The organism is Caminicella sporogenes DSM 14501 (genome assembly GCF_900142285.1).
Classification (GTDB): Bacteria; Bacillota; Clostridia; order Peptostreptococcales; family Caminicellaceae; genus Caminicella; species Caminicella sporogenes.
In genome coordinates, this window is sequence record NZ_FRAJ01000013.1 from 1 (window position 1) to 20277 (window position 20277).

Sequence of the window (20277 nt, forward strand, 5' to 3'; positions counted from 1 at the left end):
ACCCACAACCTACCGGTTAACAGCCGGGTGCTCCACCATTGAGCTACTCTGGAATACCTAACCGGCAACGACCTACTCTCCCAGGCGGTCTCCCACCAAGTACCATCGGCGCTGAAGGGCTTAACTTCTGTGTTCGGTATGGGAACAGGTGTATCCCCTTCGCTATAGTCACCGGACATATAAACTAATTAATAATTAATAGTGAATAATTAATAAGTAAAAAAACAACAAATTATCAAACGATTTTATGTTCTTTTAATACCTATTCATTATTCATTATTAACTATTAATTGCTTTCGCTACTCTTTAGCGACATTTTATATTTTAACATTTTAAATCTAATTTGTCAAGAAAAACTTTAAACAATTTTTCAAGAAGTTCATTGTAAAATTAAATACAATAAATAACAAACAGTATAAAATTTCATTTGCTATGAAACCCTTAATAAATCAACTACTTTTGCTATCACTAACCAGGTGATATGTTAGCATATTTTTATTAATATGTCAATTACATTTTTTATTTTTTACAAAATCAATTAATCAGGCTAGGATCTATTATTAACTAGAACCTAGCCTGATTTCAATTATTATTTAACTTGTTCCATTCCTTTTTTAAATGCTTTTATATTTATATCTATAAACTTTTCTTTTACTGTCTTTTTAATTACTTCTTCCCAATCAATATCATCTAATCCAAGAGCTTTAACTAAAGCTCCTACCATAACAACATTCATTGTTCTAATGTTTCCTAACTCTTTAGCTATATCTGCTGCTTTAAATACTGTAACATCTGCTTTTTCTTTAAGTTCTTCTATAATACCTTCTGGATAGTTTGCTTTTCCAGCTAATATAGGTGCAGAAGGAATTTCAAAATCATTTATTACAACTTTACCGTTTATATTTAAGTATTCTATCCACTTTGCAGTTTCCATTTTTTCAAATGATACAAGTATATCTGCTTGTCCTTTACCTATAATAGGTGAATATACTTTTTTACCAAATCTTACCTGAGTAGTAACACTTCCACCACGCTGAGCCATACCATGAACTTCTGACATTTTTACATCATAACCTGCATTCATCAATCCAGTAGACAATATTTTACTTGCAAGAATTATACCCTGTCCTCCTACTCCTACTAATAATATGTTTTTTACATCTGACATATTATTCACCCACCTTTTCTATAGCATCAAATGGACATACTTGAAGGCATACTTCACAGCCCACACACATATGTTCATTTATTTTAGCTTTATCAGTAAACTCTATAGCAGGACATCCAACTTTTGTACAAAGTCTACATGATTTACACTTATCTTCTATTACTACACAAACAGTTTTTTCACTACCAAATTCCTCAATATCTTCTGGAGTCGGTTTTTTAAGAACACATGGCCATCTCGTAATTATAACTGAAGGTTCATCTAATGCAAGGGCGTCATCTAAAGCCTTATTAACTTCATCAAGATTTAATGGATTAACTGTTACAACATGCTTAATACCCATAGCTTTACACAACTCTGGTATGTTTATAATAGGAGCTTTATCTCCTTGCAAAGTATAACCAGTTCCCGGATTTTCTTGATGTCCAGTCATACCAGTAATTCTGTTATCCAATATAACAGTTATTGTGTTACTTCTGTTATAAGCTATATCTAATAAGCTAGTTACTCCTGTATGGAAGAATGTAGAATCACCTATAACCGCAACAACTCTTTTATCTATTCCATGTTTATTAAATACTACTTGAGCTCCATGACCTGTACTAATACTTGCACCCATACAAATACAAGTATCCATTGCATTTAAAGGCTCAGCAGAACCTAATGTATAACATCCAATATCTCCTGTTACCATAATGTTTTTCTTTTTACTTAATACATAAAAGAATCCTCTATGCGGACATCCAGCACACATTGTTGGTGGGCGACCAACTAATTTAGATTCATCAAATTTTATAGTTTCTCTTTCTTTTCCTAAAATAGCCTTTGCAATTATATCAGGATTTAATTCACCAACTCTAGGTATAACTTCTTTACCAATACATTTAATACCTGCTGCCTTAATTTGTTCTTCGATAAATGGTTCTAATTCTTCAATAACATAAAGAGTTTCAACTTGATTAGCAAACTCTCTAATCTTCTTCATTGGCAATGGGAAAGTAAAACCTAATTTAAGATATGAAGCTTTGTCTCCAAATACCTCTTTAGCATACTGATAAGCAACCCCAGAAGAAATAATTCCTATTTTTTTATCATTCCACTCAATTCTATTTAGTTCAGTTGTATTGCTAAATTCTTCTAATTGTTTTAATCTTTCTTCAAGCTTTACATGAAGTACTCTACCATTTGCAGGTGTAGCAACATACTTAGGGATATTCTTTTCATATTTTTTAATAGCTACTTCTTCTCTTTCTCCTAACTCAACTATTCCTTTGCTATGACAAATCCTAGTAGTCATTCTAAATAAAACAGGTGTATTAAACTTTTCACTAATTTCTAAAGCTATTTTGACAAAATCTTTACTTTCTTGACTATCACTCGGTTCAACCATTGCTATTTTAGCAAATTTAGCATAATTTCTATTATCTTGTTCATTTTGAGAACTATGCATTCCCGGGTCATCAGCTGATACTAATATAAGTCCTCCATTTACTCCAGTATAAGCATAAGTAAACAATGGGTCTGCCGCAACATTAACTCCAACATGCTTCATTGCAGCAAGTGCCCTAGCTCCTGCTATTGAAGCTCCAATTGCAACTTCTAAAGCAACTTTTTCATTTGGAGCCCATTCAGCATATATTTCTCCTTTATATGGTCCAATATTTTCTAAAATTTCAGTACTTGGTGTTCCCGGATAAGCTGAAGCAAATGTAACACCTGCTTCATAAGCTCCACGTGCCACAGCTTCATTACCTGTTAAAAATTTTTTCATACAATTTTGCCCCCTTTAAAATTAAATAACTTTATTTATATGCTGCTATAACACTTCCTAATGCTATTGAATTTAATTTTGCCTCATGGCTATCTGCACGAGAAACTAAAACTACTGGTGCTTTAGCTCCCATTATAATTCCAGCAGATTCTGCATTAGCCATATAAGTTAAAGATTTTCCTATTCCATTTCCAACTTCTATAGTTGGCACTAAAAGTATATCAGTATCTCCTGCAACTTTACTTTCAAAATTCTTAACTTCAGCTGCTTCTTTTGAAACTGCCAAATCAAAAGCTAAAGGACCTTCTACTAAAACATCACTGCCAAATTCACCATTTTTACCCATTTCTTGTAATTTATCGGCTTCAACAGTTGCAATCATCTTAGGACTAACCTTTTCTTTTGCAGCAAGACAAGCAACTTTAACTTTTTCAATACCCATTGCCTTTGCAACTTTAATAGCATTTTTTATAATCATAGCCTTTTCTTCTAAAGACGGAGCTATATTCATGCCTCCATCTGTTAAAAATAAAAGCTTATGATAAGATGGGACCTTATAAACCATAACATGACTTAAAAGGCTATCAGTTCTTAAACCTATCTCTTTATCCAAAACTGCTTTTAATAATATAGAAGTATCTATTAAACCTTTCATCACAAAATCAGCTTTTCCACTACTAACAAGCTCTACTGCTGTTCTAGCAGCATCATTCAAATCTTTTTTCTCAATTATTTCATATTTCTCAACATCTAAACTATGGTCACTTGCAATTTCTTTAATTTTTACAGCATCACCTACTAAAATAGGTTCTACAATACCCATCTTAGCAGCATTACATACTGCTGCTAAAACTTCTTCATCTTGAGCAGCCGCTACAGCTAATTTCATAGTTTTTTGCTCTTTAGCAGCATTAATTAATTCTTGAAAATTTTTTATCATACCACCACACCCTATTTATTTTTTTAAATTTCAAAATAATCAATACAAGTTATTTAAAAATTTTTAATAATATTTCAAAAAAATATTGAGTTTAAAAATATTTTACAATACTTTCTAAAGCTATTCAATATTTAATTCAAAAATATTTCAGAAAATTTCATGTCCATATTAATTTATTTTGTAATTTTTTCTAACTCTTTCATCCATGCTATTGTAATTTCATCTTGAGGATTTATTTTATAAGATTTCATAATATATTCCCTTGCTTTCTCATAATCTCCTTTTTCAATATAAGCTGAACCTAGATTGCATAATATATCAGGCAAATCGTTCTTTAAATTAACAGCTCTTTTAAAATATCTTATAGAATCATCTATTTTTCCTAAAGACATATAACATAATCCCATCTCATTCAGTATATCTACTTGACTCGGCTTTAAATTATGAGCTCTTTTAAAATAAGACAATGCTTTTTCATACTCTTTCAAATGTCTATATGCTAAACCTACAAAAAATAATAAATTCCACCATTCTGGATATTTTTCAGCTAAAGGCAAAAGTTTATCTAATGCCTCAAGCGGTCTACCATTAAGCACTAATGAATAACCTTCTTCATACTGAATTTTATAATTATTTTCTGATAATTTATTTAATATTTCCATTTCCTTTTCTTCGTCTATACCCTTTTCTATACAAGTTTTCCAAATTAGCTCTGCTTTTTTATACTGTTTTCTATTCATATAATGAAATCCTAAATGATAATATGCCAATGAAAAATCAGGATATTTTTCAATAATCACTTCAAAAACTTCTAAAGCTTCATCATAAAAATCATAATTCAAATCATTATTATCTTCCGTATCAAAAGCTAATTCTTCACAAACTCTTGCATAGTTATATAAAGCATTTATATCTTCCTTATCAATATATAACGAAGCTTTAAAACATATTAATGCATCTAATTTTTTATCATTTTGAGCATATTTAAATCCCTGCTCTAATATTTTAAATTTTATATTTTCATCAAAATTTAATAAAAATTCTTTGTAATCCTTATTATATTTAAAATCTTTATCTATACCTAACATGAATATCATACCTTGAATAATATCAAATAATGAAAATTTATCATTCTCTTCTTTTCCATTCACTTTACTTATCACTTTTTGTAAAGCTATAGGTAAAGAAATATCTTTACTCAATTTTAAATTTTTAGCTTTAAAATATTTATCTTCTTTAAGCTCTATAAAAACAATTTCATTTGCTCTTTTTCTTAAATATTTTTCTATTCGTGAAAACATCTAAGTAACCTCCCTATAAAATTTATATGGAACGGCAAAAACCGTTCCTCTACTTTAAAAATTACAGCGTCTTATGAAAAATCAAATCGTCAACATATCTTCCTGTCTTTTTATCATAATGATGCATGTATATACTACCTGCAAAAGTAAATCCACACGATAATATTGTATTTATCGAAGCCATATTATTACTGTATATATATGCTCTCACAACTTTTATCCCTTCTTGCCTAAGTACTTCTAATACATATTCAGTTAAATCTTTTGCAATACTATTTCCTCTAAAATTATAATCTACCGCCACAGTTATATTACATGCATGATTTTGATTACCTTTACCCCTTTTAGCTCTTAATACTGCTAGTATTACATCACCTTCAGCTGCAACATACACATACGTATTTGGATTTTTAAGCCATTCCTTTATCTCATCTATTGAAGCAATTTCAACAAATGAAACTTCTGCCCTTTCTTTACTTAAATTCGAAAACAAAGATATTACTTTAGGAATATCCTTCTCTTGAAGTTCCCTAAAAGTAATACTCACAAAAAATCCCCCTCCCTTAGAAATTTTATATATTCACCTTATAATATTTCGACTTTCCAAAATCCTTATTTTCTACATCATAATCAAACAAAAATACAGTTATAGATTTCTCTATTAAATTTTTTTCTCCTTGTAATTTAAAAATATCATATTTAAAAGGTTCAAAGTGCACTTTTTTAATAATTTTTTTTGCAGTCATACCTTTATACTTAGGCAAATACTTTTCAATATTTTGCTTATTTTGTAAAAATTCATGACATCTGTTTTTAAAATCATCTATTTCAACTTTATCAAATATTTCTAATAAATTACCTCCTCTTTTGTTCCTAATATAATCAAATTTCAATATTTCCCTGAAAAATTCCTCTTTATCAAAATTATTATTTTTATAAAAGTCTAAAAGTATTTCATAAAGTTTTTCTTTCTTATGTGAAATATGATGATAACCGTTGTTCTCCCAATATTTTGCTAATGATTCAAAAAATAAAGAAGGTCTTTTAAAATAATTATTTACAATAAAATTTATACTAAATTCAAAATCATGAGAATTATAATAAATCTCTACCATTTCTTCAATCATTTTCAAATTTAAAATTTCACTATAATTTATAAAATCATTTTGAAGCACTTCATATGGCGGTCTATCTTTATATATATATCCATACTTTTCTCTATTTAGTCTGATTCCAGAACCCTTTAACAATTTTAAAAAACCTAACTGCAATTTATCAGGCTTTAAATTATAAACTTCATCAAACGAATTTAAAAAAGACTTATAATTTTCATACGGAAGGCCTGCTATCAAATCTAAATGTAGATGAATGTTTCCAAAAGACTTAAGCCGTTCACAAGCTATTTTCAATTTATTAAAATTAACTGTTCTTTTTATTTCTTTTATAGTTTTGTGATTTGTACTTTGTACCCCTATTTCAAATTGAAACAGTCCTTTTCTAACATTTTTTAAAAAGTCTAATATTTCATTATCCAACAAACTAGCAGTTATTTCAAAATGAAAATTAATCTTTCCATTATCTATTTCATTTAAATATTTCATAATCTCCATACAATGTTTTTTATTTGCATTAAAAGTTCTATCAACAAATTTCACTTGTTTTACATTTGCATCAACAAAAAATTTAAGGTCTTTCTTTACTCTATCTATAGAAAAAAATCTTACTCCTCTTATTGTAGAAGATAAACAGTATTGGCAGTTAAAAGGACATCCTCTAGAACTTTCATAATAGATAATTCTATTTTCAAGACCCTTTAAATCATCATAGGGAAATGGGATATCATCTAAATTTTTTATTAAAGGTCTTTCCTCATTTACACAAATTCTGCCATTATTTCTATAAGCCAATCCTTTTATTTCACAAAGATTACCTCTACCCTTTACTAATAAATTTAACAATTCTTTAAACGTAACTTCCCCTTCACCGTATACTATAAAATCGATATAAGAATTATGTTCTAATACTTCATGGGAATCATAGCTTACTTCTGGTCCACCTAAAATTATCTTTATATCTTTATTAATTTTTTTTAGATTTTTAGCTATCTCAAGCGTTTCAGATATATTCCATATATAACACGAAAAGCATACTATATCATAATGTTTTTTGTATATCTCTGCAAGTATATAATCTAAATCGTTATTAATAGTATATTCTTCAATATACAAATTTTCAAAATCACTTTCACAATATTTCTTTAAATACCTTATAGCTAGTGAAGAATGTATAAATTTTGAATTTAATGTAGTCAGCAATATTTTCATTTGTTCACTTCTCCTATCAAACAATTTTATCTCTTGTTTTTATATATCAAAAATCATTAATAATTATAGCATAATAAATATTAAACTATACTATCAACAAAATGAAAACTTTTACTTTCTATAACCAAGTATGTGTAAAAATCTAATTTTTTTAAAGTTATAATTCGACAATCTATAATCTAATCTATCAATAGTATGAGCTGCAATAAAAATATTATATAAAGTCTTTGGAAAACCTATATCTACTATAATAGGCGTATGATTGAAAAAACCATCACCATCAAAATCAAGCTGCACTAAATCTCCTATTTGAACATCTTTTAAACTTACTTCTTTTGCAACAGGACCTCTGCCTTCATTATTTATTAAAAACTTATATAAATAATTTACACTTGTCCAAGCAGGTGCTCTATCATTCAAACTTCTATAATACCAACCATATTTACTATAATTCATTGGGCACCTACCTGCATACAGTACTTGAGAAGCAAAATTTGTACAATCTCCACCCATCTTATCGAAATTTGCAAATTTAGGATTTCTTTTAAAAGCCCATCTTCTTGCATAACTAACAGCATTTAATCTATCATAAGCAAATAATACAGTCATATAATACCACCTCATCAATATTTTTAAAATATATGTATGTAATCATAAAAAAAATATTATATTTTAACAATTGATAATTTTTTTAATTTTTATATGATATAATTATAATATAGATATTTTTTCCATAGGAGGAATGTAAATGGCAATTATGTCTTCACGTTTAATTAGACATCAATTTTGTATCGAAGAACTCAAAAAACTTGGAGCTAAAGTAATTTCCGTTCAAGGAATCATGATTTATGTAAAATTTAAAATAAAAAATACAAAACTTGAATATTTATACCATATAAACCCTGACAGTACTTATTTTTTAGAAAGAATTAAACCTTATGTTATGGCAGTAGGAAATTTTAATACAGAAGAAGATATAATTGATATAATTAAAATAGACCTTGAACAATTCAAAAACGCAATGAATAGTAAAAACTTTAAAGATTTTATTGAAGTAGACGATAAAATATCTAAATTAGTTCGATATTTTGAAGACTTATATCTTTATTACAATATCTCTAAAGAAGATTTAAAATTACTTAAAGATGAGGTAAATACTATTTTAAATACTATTATTGATATTAAAGACAGAAGTAAAAGAGTATATTATAAAAAAGAACCTGAAAGTTTTAAAAAAACATAAAGCAGTAGCCTGTCAGCTACTGCTTTATTACTACATTTTTTCTGGAGCTGCAACTCCTATAAGTTTTAATCCATTTTTTATAGTCTGCTTAACTGCTGCAACTAAAGCCAATCTAGCTTTTTGAAGTTCTTCATCATCTACTAGTATTTGAGTATCATGGTAAAATTTATTGAAAGCTTGAGCAACATCTATCACATATCTGGTAACAACTGAAGGTTCATATTTTCTTGCAGCATCTTCTACTACTTCTGGGAATTTATTAAGTATTCTAACAAGGTCCATGGTTTCTTTTTCTTGTAATAATTTATAGTTTACATTTTTATTATAATCAACATTAGATTTTCTTAATAAGCTTGAAGCCCTTGCATGAGTATACTGCACATAAGGACCTGATTCTCCGTCAAAATTAAGCGTTCTATCCCATGAAAATACATAATCTTTAATTCTATTGTTAGAAAGTTCCTGAAATACTACTGCACCAATACCTACTTGTTTTGCTATTTCATCTTTATCTTCTAAATTTGGATTCTTTTCACTAATAATTTCTTTAGTTTTCTCAACTGCTTTATTAAGTACATCTTCTAAAAATACTACTCTACCTTTCCTAGTTGACATAGTACCTTCTTCAAGACTTACCATACCAAAAGGAACATGAATACAATCTTTTGCCCAATCATATCCCATTAATTCTATTATTTTAATCCACTGTTTAAAATGAAGATTTTGCTGTGAACCCACTACATAAATATTTTTATAAAAATCATAATGTTCTTTTCTATATATTGCCGCAGCAATATCTCTCGTAATATACAGTGTTGAACCATCTTTTTTAGTAATCAAAGCAGGTGGCATACCATACTCTTCAAGGTCAACTATTTCTGCCCCCTGTGATTTTTTAAGTAAATTCTTTTCTCTCATAAGTTCAAGTACTCGAGGCATTTTATCTGAATAAAAACTTTCTCCTGCATATGAATCAAATTTGATACCAAGCATGTCATAAACTCTATTAAACTCTTTTAAACTAACATCTCTAATCCACTGCCAAAGCTCAGTAGCTTCATCATCTCCATCTTCAAGTTTTTTAAACCACATTCTTGCTTCATCTTCAAGTTCTGGATTTTTTTCAGCTTCTTCGTGGAATTTTACATATAGCTTAAGTAATTCTGGAATAGGATTTTCTTCAACTACTTCTCTATTTCCCCAAGCCTTTAAAGCAACTATCAATTTCCCAAATTGAGTACCATAATCTCCAAGATGATTAACTGCTATTGTATTGTATCCAAGAAATTTATAAATATTATTTAATGCACTGCCTATTACTGTACTTCTGATATGTCCAATATGAAAAGGCTTAGCAATATTTGGTGATGAAAATTCTACAACAACATTTTTACCTTTACCTAAATCTAAGCTGCCAAATTTATCACCCATTTTTAATATTTCTTCAATAACACTCCTAGCAAATATCTCTTTATCAACAGTAAAATTTATATATGCTCCAATTATTTCTATTTTTTCAAATAACTCATTTTCCCCAATAGATTCTACAATATCCTTCGCTATAAGATTTGGAGCTTTTTTAAAAATTTTAGCCAATTTAAAACACGGAAAAGCAAAATCTCCCATTTCTGACTTAGGTGGAATTTCAATCATATTTAATACTTCTTCACTATTTAACTCATCTACTTTTTCAGATAAAATATTTGCTATCTCTCTCTTAAAATCTATCATTTTTTTACCTCCCTATTCATTTCATTTATGTATTATTTATCTTATCATTAAAATAATTTTTTCAAATTATAAGCAAATAAAAACACCCGCCCCTTAATAGTAAGAGACGAGTTATTGCCCGCGTTACCACTCTTATTGATACATAAATGTATCCTCTCTATTCTCCGATAATGGGGAGAAAACCATTTAGCCTACTGTTATTTCAGCTAAAATCTCAAAGGTGCGCTTCAGTCAATACTGTATGTCAGGCTTCCACCGTCCCTGACTCGCTATAATACATGTAAAGACCTACTCTCCTTCTCATAGATACATAAATATTAAATTTGAAATATAATTTAACATAAATTACTGATTAAATCAAGTAGTTTAATTTATTTTTTAATACAAAACTTATCTACTTATCTGGAAACAATCCTTCTAAAAATGAAAGAGGCTTAGAAGTATCAAATCCATAATATTCTTTTAAAAATTCACCGTCTACCTTTATTTGAACAGTTTCATTTCCCGGAAGTACAACTAAAGAATTAACTATACTTCCTATAGTTATAGTAGCATCATTAGTTGACATTTTCTCTTTCAAAAATTCTTTTGAAAAATTAACTATTACATTTTTACCATCTCTTTCAACAGATATAACTTTTGTTCCCTTAGGTATAGGACTTACAAATTGTTCATCACCTTTATAATTTATCAACTCATCTAAAACAAACTCTTCCATAGTTTTATTTTTAAGCTTTTCATCATTTATATCAATCGAAAACATTTCATCATAGAGAAATGGCATGTTTTTCATTTTTAGATATAAAACATAGTCAATCTTATCACTTTTTGTATTTTCATCACTTACCTTAGTAGCTTGTTCATTATTTTCTTCTACAGCTTGTTCTAAATCTGTTCCACTAACTTCAGCTTCCTTTTTAGAACAGCCAACTGAAAGAGATAATATAAATAACGCTATCAATAAAATTGAAAATAATCTTTTCATACATTTGTCCCCCTTGCTTATTTTAATTTTAATTATTCTATATATTCCCTATAATTTTCTTCATTTAACACTTTTATTCCATTTTTTTTAAGTAAAGCTGTTGTAACTCCTACACCTTCTCTTAGCTTTCCGCTAAAACTGCCATCATAAATTTTAAAACTTGCACATGATGGACTTCTAGCCTTTAAAATAGCTTTTTTTATACCATACAGTTTAGCAATTTTAAGTGATTCATATGCTCCTTTTATAAAATAGTCTGTAACATCATCCCCTTTGAGATTTAATACTTTTTTCTTACCATCTAAAACATCATATCCATCTCCAGCAATTATTTCACTAGGTTTGCGTGGAGTTGGCAGCCCACCCAATTGTTCAGGACATACGATTATATATTTTTTATCTTTTAAAAATTTCTTCAAATCTTCATTATAATTATTTTTACCATTATATTTACAATCAATTCCCAACAAACAAGCACTAACTAATATCATCTTTACTTCTCCTTAAAATTTATTTTAATTCAACTATAGTTACTCCATCTCCTCCTTCACCATAAACGCCCTGTCTAAAAGACTTTACATGAGAATGAGTCTTTAAAAACTGATGTATACCTTTTCTAAGTGCACCTGTTCCTTTACCGTGAATAATACTCACTCTCTGCAATTTAGCCAAATAAGCATCATCTAAATACTTATCCAATATAATCCTTGCTTCTTCAAAAGTTTGTCCTCTTAAATCTATTTCACTTTTTACAGTCTGTGTTTTTGTTTTAAGAATAGTTCCTACATTTGTCTTTTCTATGCTGTCTCTATCTTCCTTAACTAATCTTAAATTTGAAATATTGACATTAATTTTCATAATTCCAATTTGTACTGTTAAGTCACCATCAGAATTCGGTTTGCTAATAACAGTACCCGTTTGATTTAAAGTTAATATTCTTACTGTATCTCCTACTCTTAAATCTTTAGGTGGTTCATCAGTATCAATATTTTCTATTCTAAATAGTGGTTCTTCTAAAGCATCTATACTGATTCTCATCTTCTTTCTCATTTCTTCAATCTTTCTATTTCTTTCTCTACCAACTTCCTTTGAAATATTTCTGAGTTCTTTTATTATCTCATCAGCTTCTTTTTTAGCATCTTTCAAAATTTTTCTAGCTTCTTCTTTAGCTTGTCTTATTTCTCTTTCTCTTTGCTTATTAAGTTTTTGTATTTTTTTCTCATATTCATTTTTAAGCCTTTGAACTTCAAGTCTCAATCTAATAGCTTCATCTCTATCTTTTTCAGCTAACTTTCTATTTTCTTCTATTGAAGATATTATTTCTTCAAATTCTATATCTTCTTTATTTATAAATTCTCTAGCTTTTTCTATTATATAATCACTTAATCCCAATCTCTTTGATATTTCAAGAGCATTTGACTTACCCGGTATTCCTATTAAAAGCTTATAAGTAGGACTTAAAGTTTCAACATCAAATTCAACTGAAGCATTTTCCATGCCATCTTTTATTAATGCAAATTGTTTAAGCTCGCTATAGTGAGTAGTAGCTATTGTCCTTACTCCTCTTTCATACAAATCAGTTAATATAGCCATAGCCAAAGCTGCACCTTCTGTCGGGTCTGTCCCTGCTCCTAACTCATCTAATATGACAAGGTCTTTTTCTGTAACATTATTCATTATTTCAATTATATTTTTCATGTGAGATGAAAATGTACTTAAACTCTGTTCTATGCTTTGTTCATCTCCTATATCCGCATACACTCCATCAAAAACAGATACTTCAGTACCATAATCAGCTGGTACATAAAGTCCAGATTGAGCCATAAGTACCATAAGTCCAACCATTTTTAGAGTAACAGTTTTACCACCTGTATTTGGACCTGTAATAATTAAACTAGTAAAGTTATCACCTAACCAAATACTATTTGGTACTACAACATTTTTATCTATTAAAGGATGTCGTCCATTTTTTATTTTTATATATCCTCTATTATTTAATTTGGGTTCTATGCCTTTCATTTCAAGTGCCAATTTACCTTTAGCAAAAATAAAATCAAGTTTAGTTAAAATTTCCTGATTTACTTTTATACCTTCAGACTTTTCGCCTATCAATCCTGTAATTTCAGTTAAAATTCTTTCTATTTCAGCTTGTTCTTTAAGTTTTAATTCTTTCAAATCATTATTCATCTCAACTATAGATAATGGTTCAATAAAAAGTGTAGCGCCACTTGATGACTGGTCGTGAACTAATCCAGGAACATTGACTCTATTTTCAGCTTTTACAGGAATTACATATCTTCCCTGTCTAATAGTTACAATAGACTCTTGTAGATATTTCTGCATGCTCGGAGAACTTATTATTAAATTTAACTTATTTTTTATAGCATTATTTTTATTTGCTATCTGCCTTCTTATATTTTTAAGAGTTACACTGGCATTATCTGATATTTCATCTTCCCCTAAAATTGCTTCATTTATTCTGTCTTCAATATGTTTATACGTATTTAAACTAGAAGCATAACTTTGTAAAATAGGAAAATTTCCATTATTTTCATTACCGCTTTTTATAAAATTTTTTAACATTCTGGCCGTTCTCAAAGTATCTGAAACCTCTAACAGTTGAGAAGGCGTAAGATATGAACCTATCTCTGCCATCTTTAAATGTCTTCTCAAATCATATATGGGTCCGATAGGCACACTTCCTCTTTGTATTATTAAATTAGCTGCTTCAGAAGTTTCACTTAGTAGCTCTCTAACCTCATTAAAATCAGTTGATGGTCTAAGTTTTTCTACCAAATTTTTAGCTAAATTTGATGTTACATGATTTTTAAGCATGTCCACTATTTTTTCATATTCTAATACTCTTAGACTACGCTCGTTCATTTTCACTCTCCTTACACACTTCTTTGTTTAAGCTTCAAGCCTTTAGCACAATTACTCTACGCCTCTAAAAAAATGTCCCTTAGTATAATCATTATTTGATTTATATTTTTCAATAAATTGTATTATTTCCTCGGAAATTATTTTTTTACCTTTTAAAACATCTTCTATCATTTTTTCATAAGCCTTAACAATATCTATTATTTCATTCTTTTTTTCATTTGTAAACTGTAATCTTATCAAACCTAAATCATTATCCAAAAGTTCTTTTATGTATTCAATTAAAAATAACTTCTTAGAATTAAGTATCTGAACTTTACAATTATTATCAGTTAATATCGGAAAGACATTTCCATATCTGTCCTTTAATCCAAATTTTTTATTCCTACATATATTGCATAATTTTTTTTCATTTTTTATAGCAGTTTTAATAGCACAATATTTCATAATCATCATGGGTAAATGTCCATAAACTAATACTTCACAATTTATATCAGCATTTTTTACAATATCTCTAATCTGAGCAAAAGTTAGTTCTAATGACAAAGTGCAGCATTTTACACCTAAATCGCTAATTTTCTTTAATGCCATATTATTAAATATATTAAAAGAAAAATCTGTATAAATATTTACATCTGTATTTCTTAATAAATTTAACTGTCCATGATTAGATACCAATATATGACCTGTTCTTTTTATGTTTTCTAAATTCTGTCTAATATAAGCCATTTCTCTATCATCTGTAATTCTACTTAAAGCCGGTACTATCAATTTATTATATTTTTCAGAAACTTTTATAGCTTCATCTATATCATATAAGTTTGAATAATAAATTAAATCTACATTACATTTTAAAACGGCTTCCAGCTGCTTTAAATTATTTACATATACTCTTAAACTTACTTTTCCTCCATTGCCTTGAATATTATTATTTTTACTATCTGATAATTCATTTATAATCAAATCCATATATTTTCTATTATTGCGTCTTTTTCTAGCATTATTTAACTTGTCAATAGCATTTCTTCTAACCTCATTAATTTCACTTATTGGAATTAATATATTATCATCTAACTCTACTTCTAATTTTTCAAAATAGTAAGGTGTTCCTCCCAATTTATTCATCTGTTTTATAATTCTTTCCTCTGTTAAAGGTTTATTAACAGCCTTTTCAACATACTTATCACCTACAAAATTTATATAATTGCCATCTGTATCCCATATATATACTTCTAATTTTTTACCTAATTTACATTTAATTGCCCCGTAAATAGGAACTTTTTTATTTTCAATTGCAAAACTCTTTCTAGCTCTTTCAAGAAGCTCTATATCTGCTGTTTTATAAATGATATTTTCAATATTCCCTTTGACTTTATAATCTATTTCAACTATTTGTCCAGCTTTTGCTTCATATATTATCTTATCTTTACTATATATTTTATTGACAATTATACCATCATCTTCACTGCTGGATTTTAACTTTATCTTTATTCCATCTCCTTTTCTTAAATCTTCAAATAACTTTATCTTCAGCTTATTACTCTTTTTGTTTATTTCAATTACTCTGCCAAGCTTAATTCCTCTATTTCCCGGTTTTTCAAAACTCATAATGTCTTTTCCATATTCTCCAAACAAATAACCTTTAGTAAATTTACGATTAAATATTTTTTCTAAATCTTTTCTCAAGCTTTCATTTACATTAATTTTACCTGTAGAAAGATATTCGTCTATGACTGCTTTGTAAGCATAAACTACTGTTGCAACATATTCTGGTCTTTTCATTCTTCCTTCTATTTTTAAAGAATTCACTCCTACATCTATAATTTCACCAACTTTTTCAATAGTATTTAAATCCCGCGAACTCAAAATATAATTGCCATTTATATTCGCCATTTCTTTATTACTTTCTAAATCTACCAATTTATATGGCAATCTGCACGGTTGAGCACACCTTCCTCTATTTCCACTTCTTCCACCGATAAGACTACTCATTAAACACTGACCTGAATAGCTAATGCATAATGCCCCATGAATAAAAACTTCTAATTCCACATCACTATTTTCTTTTATATATTTTATTTCTTTTAAATCCATTTCTCTAGGCAGAACTACTCTTTTAACTCCAAATTCTTTTAAAAGTTTTACTCCATCTAAATTATGTATAGTCATTTGGGTACTTGCATGAATTTCAAAATCTGGATAATTTTCTCTAATATATTTTAACACTCCCAAATCCTGAAGTATTACAGCATCTACATCTATGTTATATAAATAATTTATATATTTTTCAAATTCATAAAATTCATTGTTAGATATTAGAGTATTTACTGTTATATATGTCTTTACACCTCTTATATGACAGTACTCAACTGCTTTTTTCAGCTCATCATTTCCAAAATTGTTTGCATACTGTCTAGCTCCAAAATTTTTTCCACCTAAATATATCGCATCAGCACCATTTTGCACTGCAGCTATCATAGCTTCATAACTTCCAACTGGAGCTAATAGCTCAACTTTTTTCACTTTACCAACTCCTATTATTTAAAATAAAAAAACAAAAAAGTAGCAATATTATTATATCACTACTTTTACAGATATACGCTTACAAAACTCCTTTTATAAAAATTAATTATTACAAATTTAATTCTACTTTTATATCACTTTCTAAATATAAATACACCTTTTAAAATATTTATCATGAATTATCAAATGTTTCAATAAATTCTTGAAGCTCTTTCTTCGTTTGAACAAGTTTTACTTCAGTCATCATCAATTTATCTTTTAAATCTTCTATTATCTTATCTGATTTCTCTAACTTGCTATTTTTTATATTTATCTCGTAATTTAATCTGTTAATTTCCTCTTTTAAGTCAATATTTTCCTGTTCAAGTAAAGCCGAGCTTTCTTTTAGTTTCTCATAAGAACTATATATTTTTTCATACTCTTTATTTATTTTATTTACCTCTGTAGTAGTCGCTGCTAGCTGCTCTTTAATCTCCTCTAATTCAGCAATAGGTTTGTATGCTTTATCTTTTAATTCTTCATATTCTTTTAACAATTTAAAATATTCATCAGCAATATTTAAAGCCGTCAATACTGCAATCATTGCAGTACTTAACTTTTTATTTTTTTCTGCTATTTCAACCATTTTATCATCAACATAGTTAGATAATTTTTGAATGTATTCTCTACTTTCATCACTAACTATGGTATAATCCTGACCTAATATTTTAACTATAACTTTAATCTTTTCTCCCATGCACAACAACCCCTTTTTAATATGAGCAAATCTTAATTATATAATTCTTTGCCAAAATTAAATTTCCTTCTAAATACAAAAATTTAATTAGCTTATGAACAACATATATTATTTTACCACACTTTCAGCTAAATTTTTTAAAACTTTATTATCTGTTTCAAGTTTCATACTTAACTACAAGTTTTTAAGTTAAACAAAAATAGCCGTTAATTATTTTAAAATAATTAACGGCTATTTTTTTACCTCAACTTTGCATTTAATTTTTCCATCAATTCTTTTAATATCTTATCATATACCTTATTAACTTCCTCATCTGTTAAAGTTCTATCTAATGCTCTAAATGTTAATGAATAAGCCATACTCTTATATCCATCAGGAATTTGCTTCCCTCTATAAACATCAAATAATCTATATTTTTCTAGTATTTTTCCACCATTTTCCCTTATAATATCCTCTATATCTTTAGCATAAACTTCTTCTTTAACAACTAATGCCATATCCCTAGATGTAGAAGGATATTTTGGCAGTGGTTTATAAACTCTATCTAGCCTTGTCAACCCAAGTATCATATCAAAATCTATATCCGCAACATAAATTCTATTATCTATTCCGTAGTTTTCTATAACATCTGGATGAATCTCTCCTAAATTACCAAGTATATGATTTCCATAAACTATGGTAGCACACCTTCCCGGATGAAATGTCAAATGATTCTTTTCAGGAATAAACTCATAGTCTTTTATTCCCAGTCTTTCAAAAATTGTACATACTGCTCCCTTTAAATCAAAGAAATCTACATCATCTCCATACATTCCCATAGTCAATACTTTTTTCTCTATTGGAAGAGTTTTCACAGGCACTTCATGCGGTATAAACACTCTTCCTATTTCAAAAGCAAATGCCTGTTTAACATTTCTATTTATATTTTTCGTTAGCACTTCCATCATACTAGGAATAAGAGTTGTTCTCATAATACTGTATTCTTCTCCCAAAGGATTTATTAACTTAACAGTTCTCCTTAAAAAACTTTCTTCAGGAATTTTTATCATATCTAAACTCTTAGGTCCTACAAATGAATAAGTAGAAATTTCATTAAACCCTAGAGAATACAGTATATTTTTTGTATAACTTTCTATTTCTTGAGCATTAGTCTTTGCACCCCAAACTGCTCCCTTAGGAAGTGTAGAATTTATAATATCATATCCATATATTCTAGCTACTTCTTCTACAAAATCTATTTCCTGTTGTAAATCTTGTCTAAAAGTCGGTACTACTACTTCTAATACATTTTCTTTTTCTTTAACTTCTAATTCTAATCTACTCAATATATCAATCATTTCATCAGTTGATAATTTTATTCCAATCAAATTATTAACTCTTTCAGGTCTTACTTTAATACATTTTTTCTCAAGTTTATTTTCATAAATATCTATAACTCCTTTTATAACTTTCCCTGCATTTAATTCTTGTATTAGCTGACATACTCTATTTAAGGCTGTTTGTATAATATTCGGGTCAATTCCCTTTTCAAATCTCGATGAAGCTTCAGTTCTAAGTCCTATTCCTCTTGAAGTATTTCTAATACTTGTCTTATTGAAATTTGCACATTCCAATAAAATAGTTTTAGTACTTTCAGTTACCTCTGTATCTTCTCCACCCATAACTCCTGCTATTGCAACAGGTCTTTCGGAATCTGCTATTACAAGATGATTTTGATTTAACTTTCTCTCTACACCATCAAGAGTTTTAATAATTTCACCTTCTACAGCTCTTCTAACTAATATCTTTTTACCACACAGCTTATCTAAATCAAACGCATGTAGCGGTATTCCATATTCAAGCATTACATAATTTGTAATATCTACAATATTATTGATTGGTCTAACTCCTGCTTTCATTAATTTTAGTTGAAGCCACATAGGTGATGGAGCTATTTTTACATCTTTTATAGCTCTTACGGCATATCTTCTACATAAATCTTTATCTTTAACTTCTATGGAAATATAATCATTTATATCTTCAATTTCATTAACTATATTTATTGCTGGATATTTTAATTCTCTTTTAAAAGTAGCTGCTGTTTCTCTTGCCATACCTATCATGCTTAAACAATCTGGTCTGTTAGGCGTTATTTCAAATTCTATTATATAATCATTTAAATCTAAAGCCTTTTTAATATCCTGTCCTAGTACAAACTCACCATTTAATATAAATATTCCATTTTTAGATTCTTTTGGAACTACATTTTCTGTAAAACCTAATTCTTCTGCTGAACAAAGCATTCCATTAGATACTTCTCCACGAAGTTTCCCTTTTTTAATTTTGATACCACCCGGAAGTTTTGCTCCTACTAAAGCTACAGGTACTATATCTCCTTCTTTTATATTTTGAGCCCCAGTTACAATTTGAACTACATTTTCTCCAACATCTACTTTCGTAATAAGAAGTTTATCAGCATTAGGATGTTTTACTACTTCTACTATTTTGCCAACTACAACACCTTCAACTTCTCTAGCTGTCTTTAGAACACATTCAGTTTTTGAACCAGACATTACCAATCTTTCTTCTAATTCCTCTATTGAAATATCATCTATATTAACGTATTCTTTTAACCAATTTACAGGTACTAACATGACAGTCCTCCTTACTTTATTAAAACATATTGAAAATTTTCA

15 protein-coding genes, 1 rRNA gene and 1 other annotated feature are annotated in these 20277 nt (G+C 28.4%); of the genes, 1 reads left to right on the forward strand and 15 read right to left on the reverse strand.

What is annotated here, in order from left to right; genetic code table 11:
* Window positions 1–59: 59 nt before the first annotated feature.
* The 8 genes from rrf to BUA90_RS08175 all read right to left on the reverse strand — a co-directional run bounded on the left by rrf (window position 60) and on the right by BUA90_RS08175 (window position 8113).
* Window positions 60–176 (reverse strand): 5S ribosomal RNA (gene rrf, locus BUA90_RS08140).
* A 413-nt stretch (window positions 177–589) separates the two neighbouring features.
* Entirely contained in the window at window positions 590–1168 is a 579-nt protein-coding gene (locus BUA90_RS08145; protein WP_072967478.1) for an indolepyruvate oxidoreductase subunit beta, read from the reverse strand.
* A 1-nt stretch (window position 1169) separates the two neighbouring features.
* Window positions 1170–2939: an indolepyruvate ferredoxin oxidoreductase subunit alpha gene (gene iorA / locus BUA90_RS08150; protein WP_072967480.1), complete on the reverse strand. Its 1770-nt coding sequence runs from the start codon at window positions 2937–2939 to the stop codon at window positions 1170–1172.
* A 31-nt stretch (window positions 2940–2970) separates the two neighbouring features.
* A complete protein-coding gene (locus BUA90_RS08155; RefSeq protein ID WP_072967482.1) occupies window positions 2971–3879 on the reverse strand; it encodes a bifunctional enoyl-CoA hydratase/phosphate acetyltransferase in 909 nt (302 codons plus the stop codon).
* Window positions 3880–4052: 173 nt separating this feature from the next.
* On the reverse strand, window positions 4053–5180 hold the full coding sequence (locus BUA90_RS08160; protein WP_072967484.1) for a tetratricopeptide repeat protein: 1128 nt from the start codon (window positions 5178–5180) through the stop codon (window positions 4053–4055).
* A 61-nt stretch (window positions 5181–5241) separates the two neighbouring features.
* Window positions 5242–5727 (reverse strand): GNAT family N-acetyltransferase, encoded by a 486-nt coding sequence (locus BUA90_RS08165; RefSeq protein ID WP_072967486.1) that lies wholly within the window; start codon window positions 5725–5727, stop codon window positions 5242–5244.
* A gap of 25 nt (window positions 5728–5752) precedes the next feature.
* A complete protein-coding gene (locus tag BUA90_RS08170) occupies window positions 5753–7504 on the reverse strand; it encodes a B12-binding domain-containing radical SAM protein (RefSeq protein ID WP_072967488.1) in 1752 nt (583 codons plus the stop codon).
* A gap of 111 nt (window positions 7505–7615) precedes the next feature.
* The gene (locus BUA90_RS08175; protein ID WP_072967490.1) at window positions 7616–8113 is read right to left on the reverse strand and encodes an amidase domain-containing protein; all 498 of its coding nucleotides are present in this window, start codon (window positions 8111–8113) and stop codon (window positions 7616–7618) included.
* Window positions 8114–8252: 139 nt separating this feature from the next.
* Here BUA90_RS08175 and BUA90_RS08180 point away from each other — a divergent pair, with 139 nt between their 5' ends.
* On the forward strand, window positions 8253–8747 hold the full coding sequence (locus tag BUA90_RS08180; protein WP_094756815.1) for a hypothetical protein: 495 nt from the start codon (window positions 8253–8255) through the stop codon (window positions 8745–8747).
* Window positions 8748–8777: 30 nt separating this feature from the next.
* Here BUA90_RS08180 and argS read toward each other — a convergent pair whose 3' ends face one another.
* From argS to pheT, 7 genes are all read right to left on the reverse strand, one after another.
* The gene (gene argS, locus BUA90_RS08185) at window positions 8778–10478 is read right to left on the reverse strand and encodes an arginine--tRNA ligase (protein WP_072967492.1); all 1701 of its coding nucleotides are present in this window, start codon (window positions 10476–10478) and stop codon (window positions 8778–8780) included.
* 99 nt (window positions 10479–10577) lie between these two features.
* Window positions 10578–10791 (reverse strand) — a binding site (T-box leader).
* An 81-nt stretch (window positions 10792–10872) separates the two neighbouring features.
* The gene (locus tag BUA90_RS08190; RefSeq protein WP_072967494.1) at window positions 10873–11463 is read right to left on the reverse strand and encodes a GerMN domain-containing protein; all 591 of its coding nucleotides are present in this window, start codon (window positions 11461–11463) and stop codon (window positions 10873–10875) included.
* 32 nt (window positions 11464–11495) lie between these two features.
* On the reverse strand, window positions 11496–11954 hold the full coding sequence (locus BUA90_RS08195; RefSeq protein ID WP_072967496.1) for a 2-thiouracil desulfurase family protein: 459 nt from the start codon (window positions 11952–11954) through the stop codon (window positions 11496–11498).
* A 19-nt stretch (window positions 11955–11973) separates the two neighbouring features.
* Window positions 11974–14346: an endonuclease MutS2 gene (locus BUA90_RS08200; RefSeq protein WP_072967507.1), complete on the reverse strand. Its 2373-nt coding sequence runs from the start codon at window positions 14344–14346 to the stop codon at window positions 11974–11976.
* Window positions 14347–14397: 51 nt separating this feature from the next.
* Window positions 14398–16866 (reverse strand): U32 family peptidase, encoded by a 2469-nt coding sequence (locus BUA90_RS08205; RefSeq protein ID WP_094756816.1) that lies wholly within the window; start codon window positions 16864–16866, stop codon window positions 14398–14400.
* A 172-nt stretch (window positions 16867–17038) separates the two neighbouring features.
* Complete coding sequence (zapA, locus tag BUA90_RS08210; RefSeq protein ID WP_072967509.1) at window positions 17039–17602, reverse strand: cell division protein ZapA; 564 nt, start codon at window positions 17600–17602, stop codon at window positions 17039–17041.
* A gap of 239 nt (window positions 17603–17841) precedes the next feature.
* A complete protein-coding gene (gene pheT / locus BUA90_RS08215) occupies window positions 17842–20235 on the reverse strand; it encodes a phenylalanine--tRNA ligase subunit beta (protein WP_072967511.1) in 2394 nt (797 codons plus the stop codon).
* Window positions 20236–20277 lie beyond the last annotated feature (42 nt).

Bases quoted from the DNA above. Each gene is read 5' to 3' on its own strand.
- BUA90_RS08180 (WP_094756815.1), top strand. From the start codon at position 8,253: ATGGCAATTATGTCTTCACGTTTAATTAGACATCAATTTTGTATCGAA.
- zapA (WP_072967509.1), bottom strand. From the start codon at position 17,602: ATGGGAGAAAAGATTAAAGTTATAGTTAAAATATTAGGTCAGGATTAT.
- BUA90_RS08155 (WP_072967482.1), bottom strand. From the start codon at position 3,879: ATGATAAAAAATTTTCAAGAATTAATTAATGCTGCTAAAGAGCAAAAA.
- iorA (WP_072967480.1), bottom strand. From the start codon at position 2,939: ATGAAAAAATTTTTAACAGGTAATGAAGCTGTGGCACGTGGAGCTTAT.
- BUA90_RS08175 (WP_072967490.1), bottom strand. From the start codon at position 8,113: ATGACTGTATTATTTGCTTATGATAGATTAAATGCTGTTAGTTATGCA.
- argS (WP_072967492.1), bottom strand. From the start codon at position 10,478: ATGATAGATTTTAAGAGAGAGATAGCAAATATTTTATCTGAAAAAGTA.
- BUA90_RS08195 (WP_072967496.1), bottom strand. From the start codon at position 11,954: ATGATATTAGTTAGTGCTTGTTTGTTGGGAATTGATTGTAAATATAAT.
- BUA90_RS08190 (WP_072967494.1), bottom strand. From the start codon at position 11,463: ATGAAAAGATTATTTTCAATTTTATTGATAGCGTTATTTATATTATCT.
- pheT (WP_072967511.1), bottom strand. From the start codon at position 20,235: ATGTTAGTACCTGTAAATTGGTTAAAAGAATACGTTAATATAGATGAT.
- BUA90_RS08200 (WP_072967507.1), bottom strand. From the start codon at position 14,346: ATGAACGAGCGTAGTCTAAGAGTATTAGAATATGAAAAAATAGTGGAC.
- BUA90_RS08160 (WP_072967484.1), bottom strand. From the start codon at position 5,180: ATGTTTTCACGAATAGAAAAATATTTAAGAAAAAGAGCAAATGAAATT.
- BUA90_RS08145 (WP_072967478.1), bottom strand. From the start codon at position 1,168: ATGTCAGATGTAAAAAACATATTATTAGTAGGAGTAGGAGGACAGGGT.
- BUA90_RS08170 (WP_072967488.1), bottom strand. From the start codon at position 7,504: ATGAAAATATTGCTGACTACATTAAATTCAAAATTTATACATTCTTCA.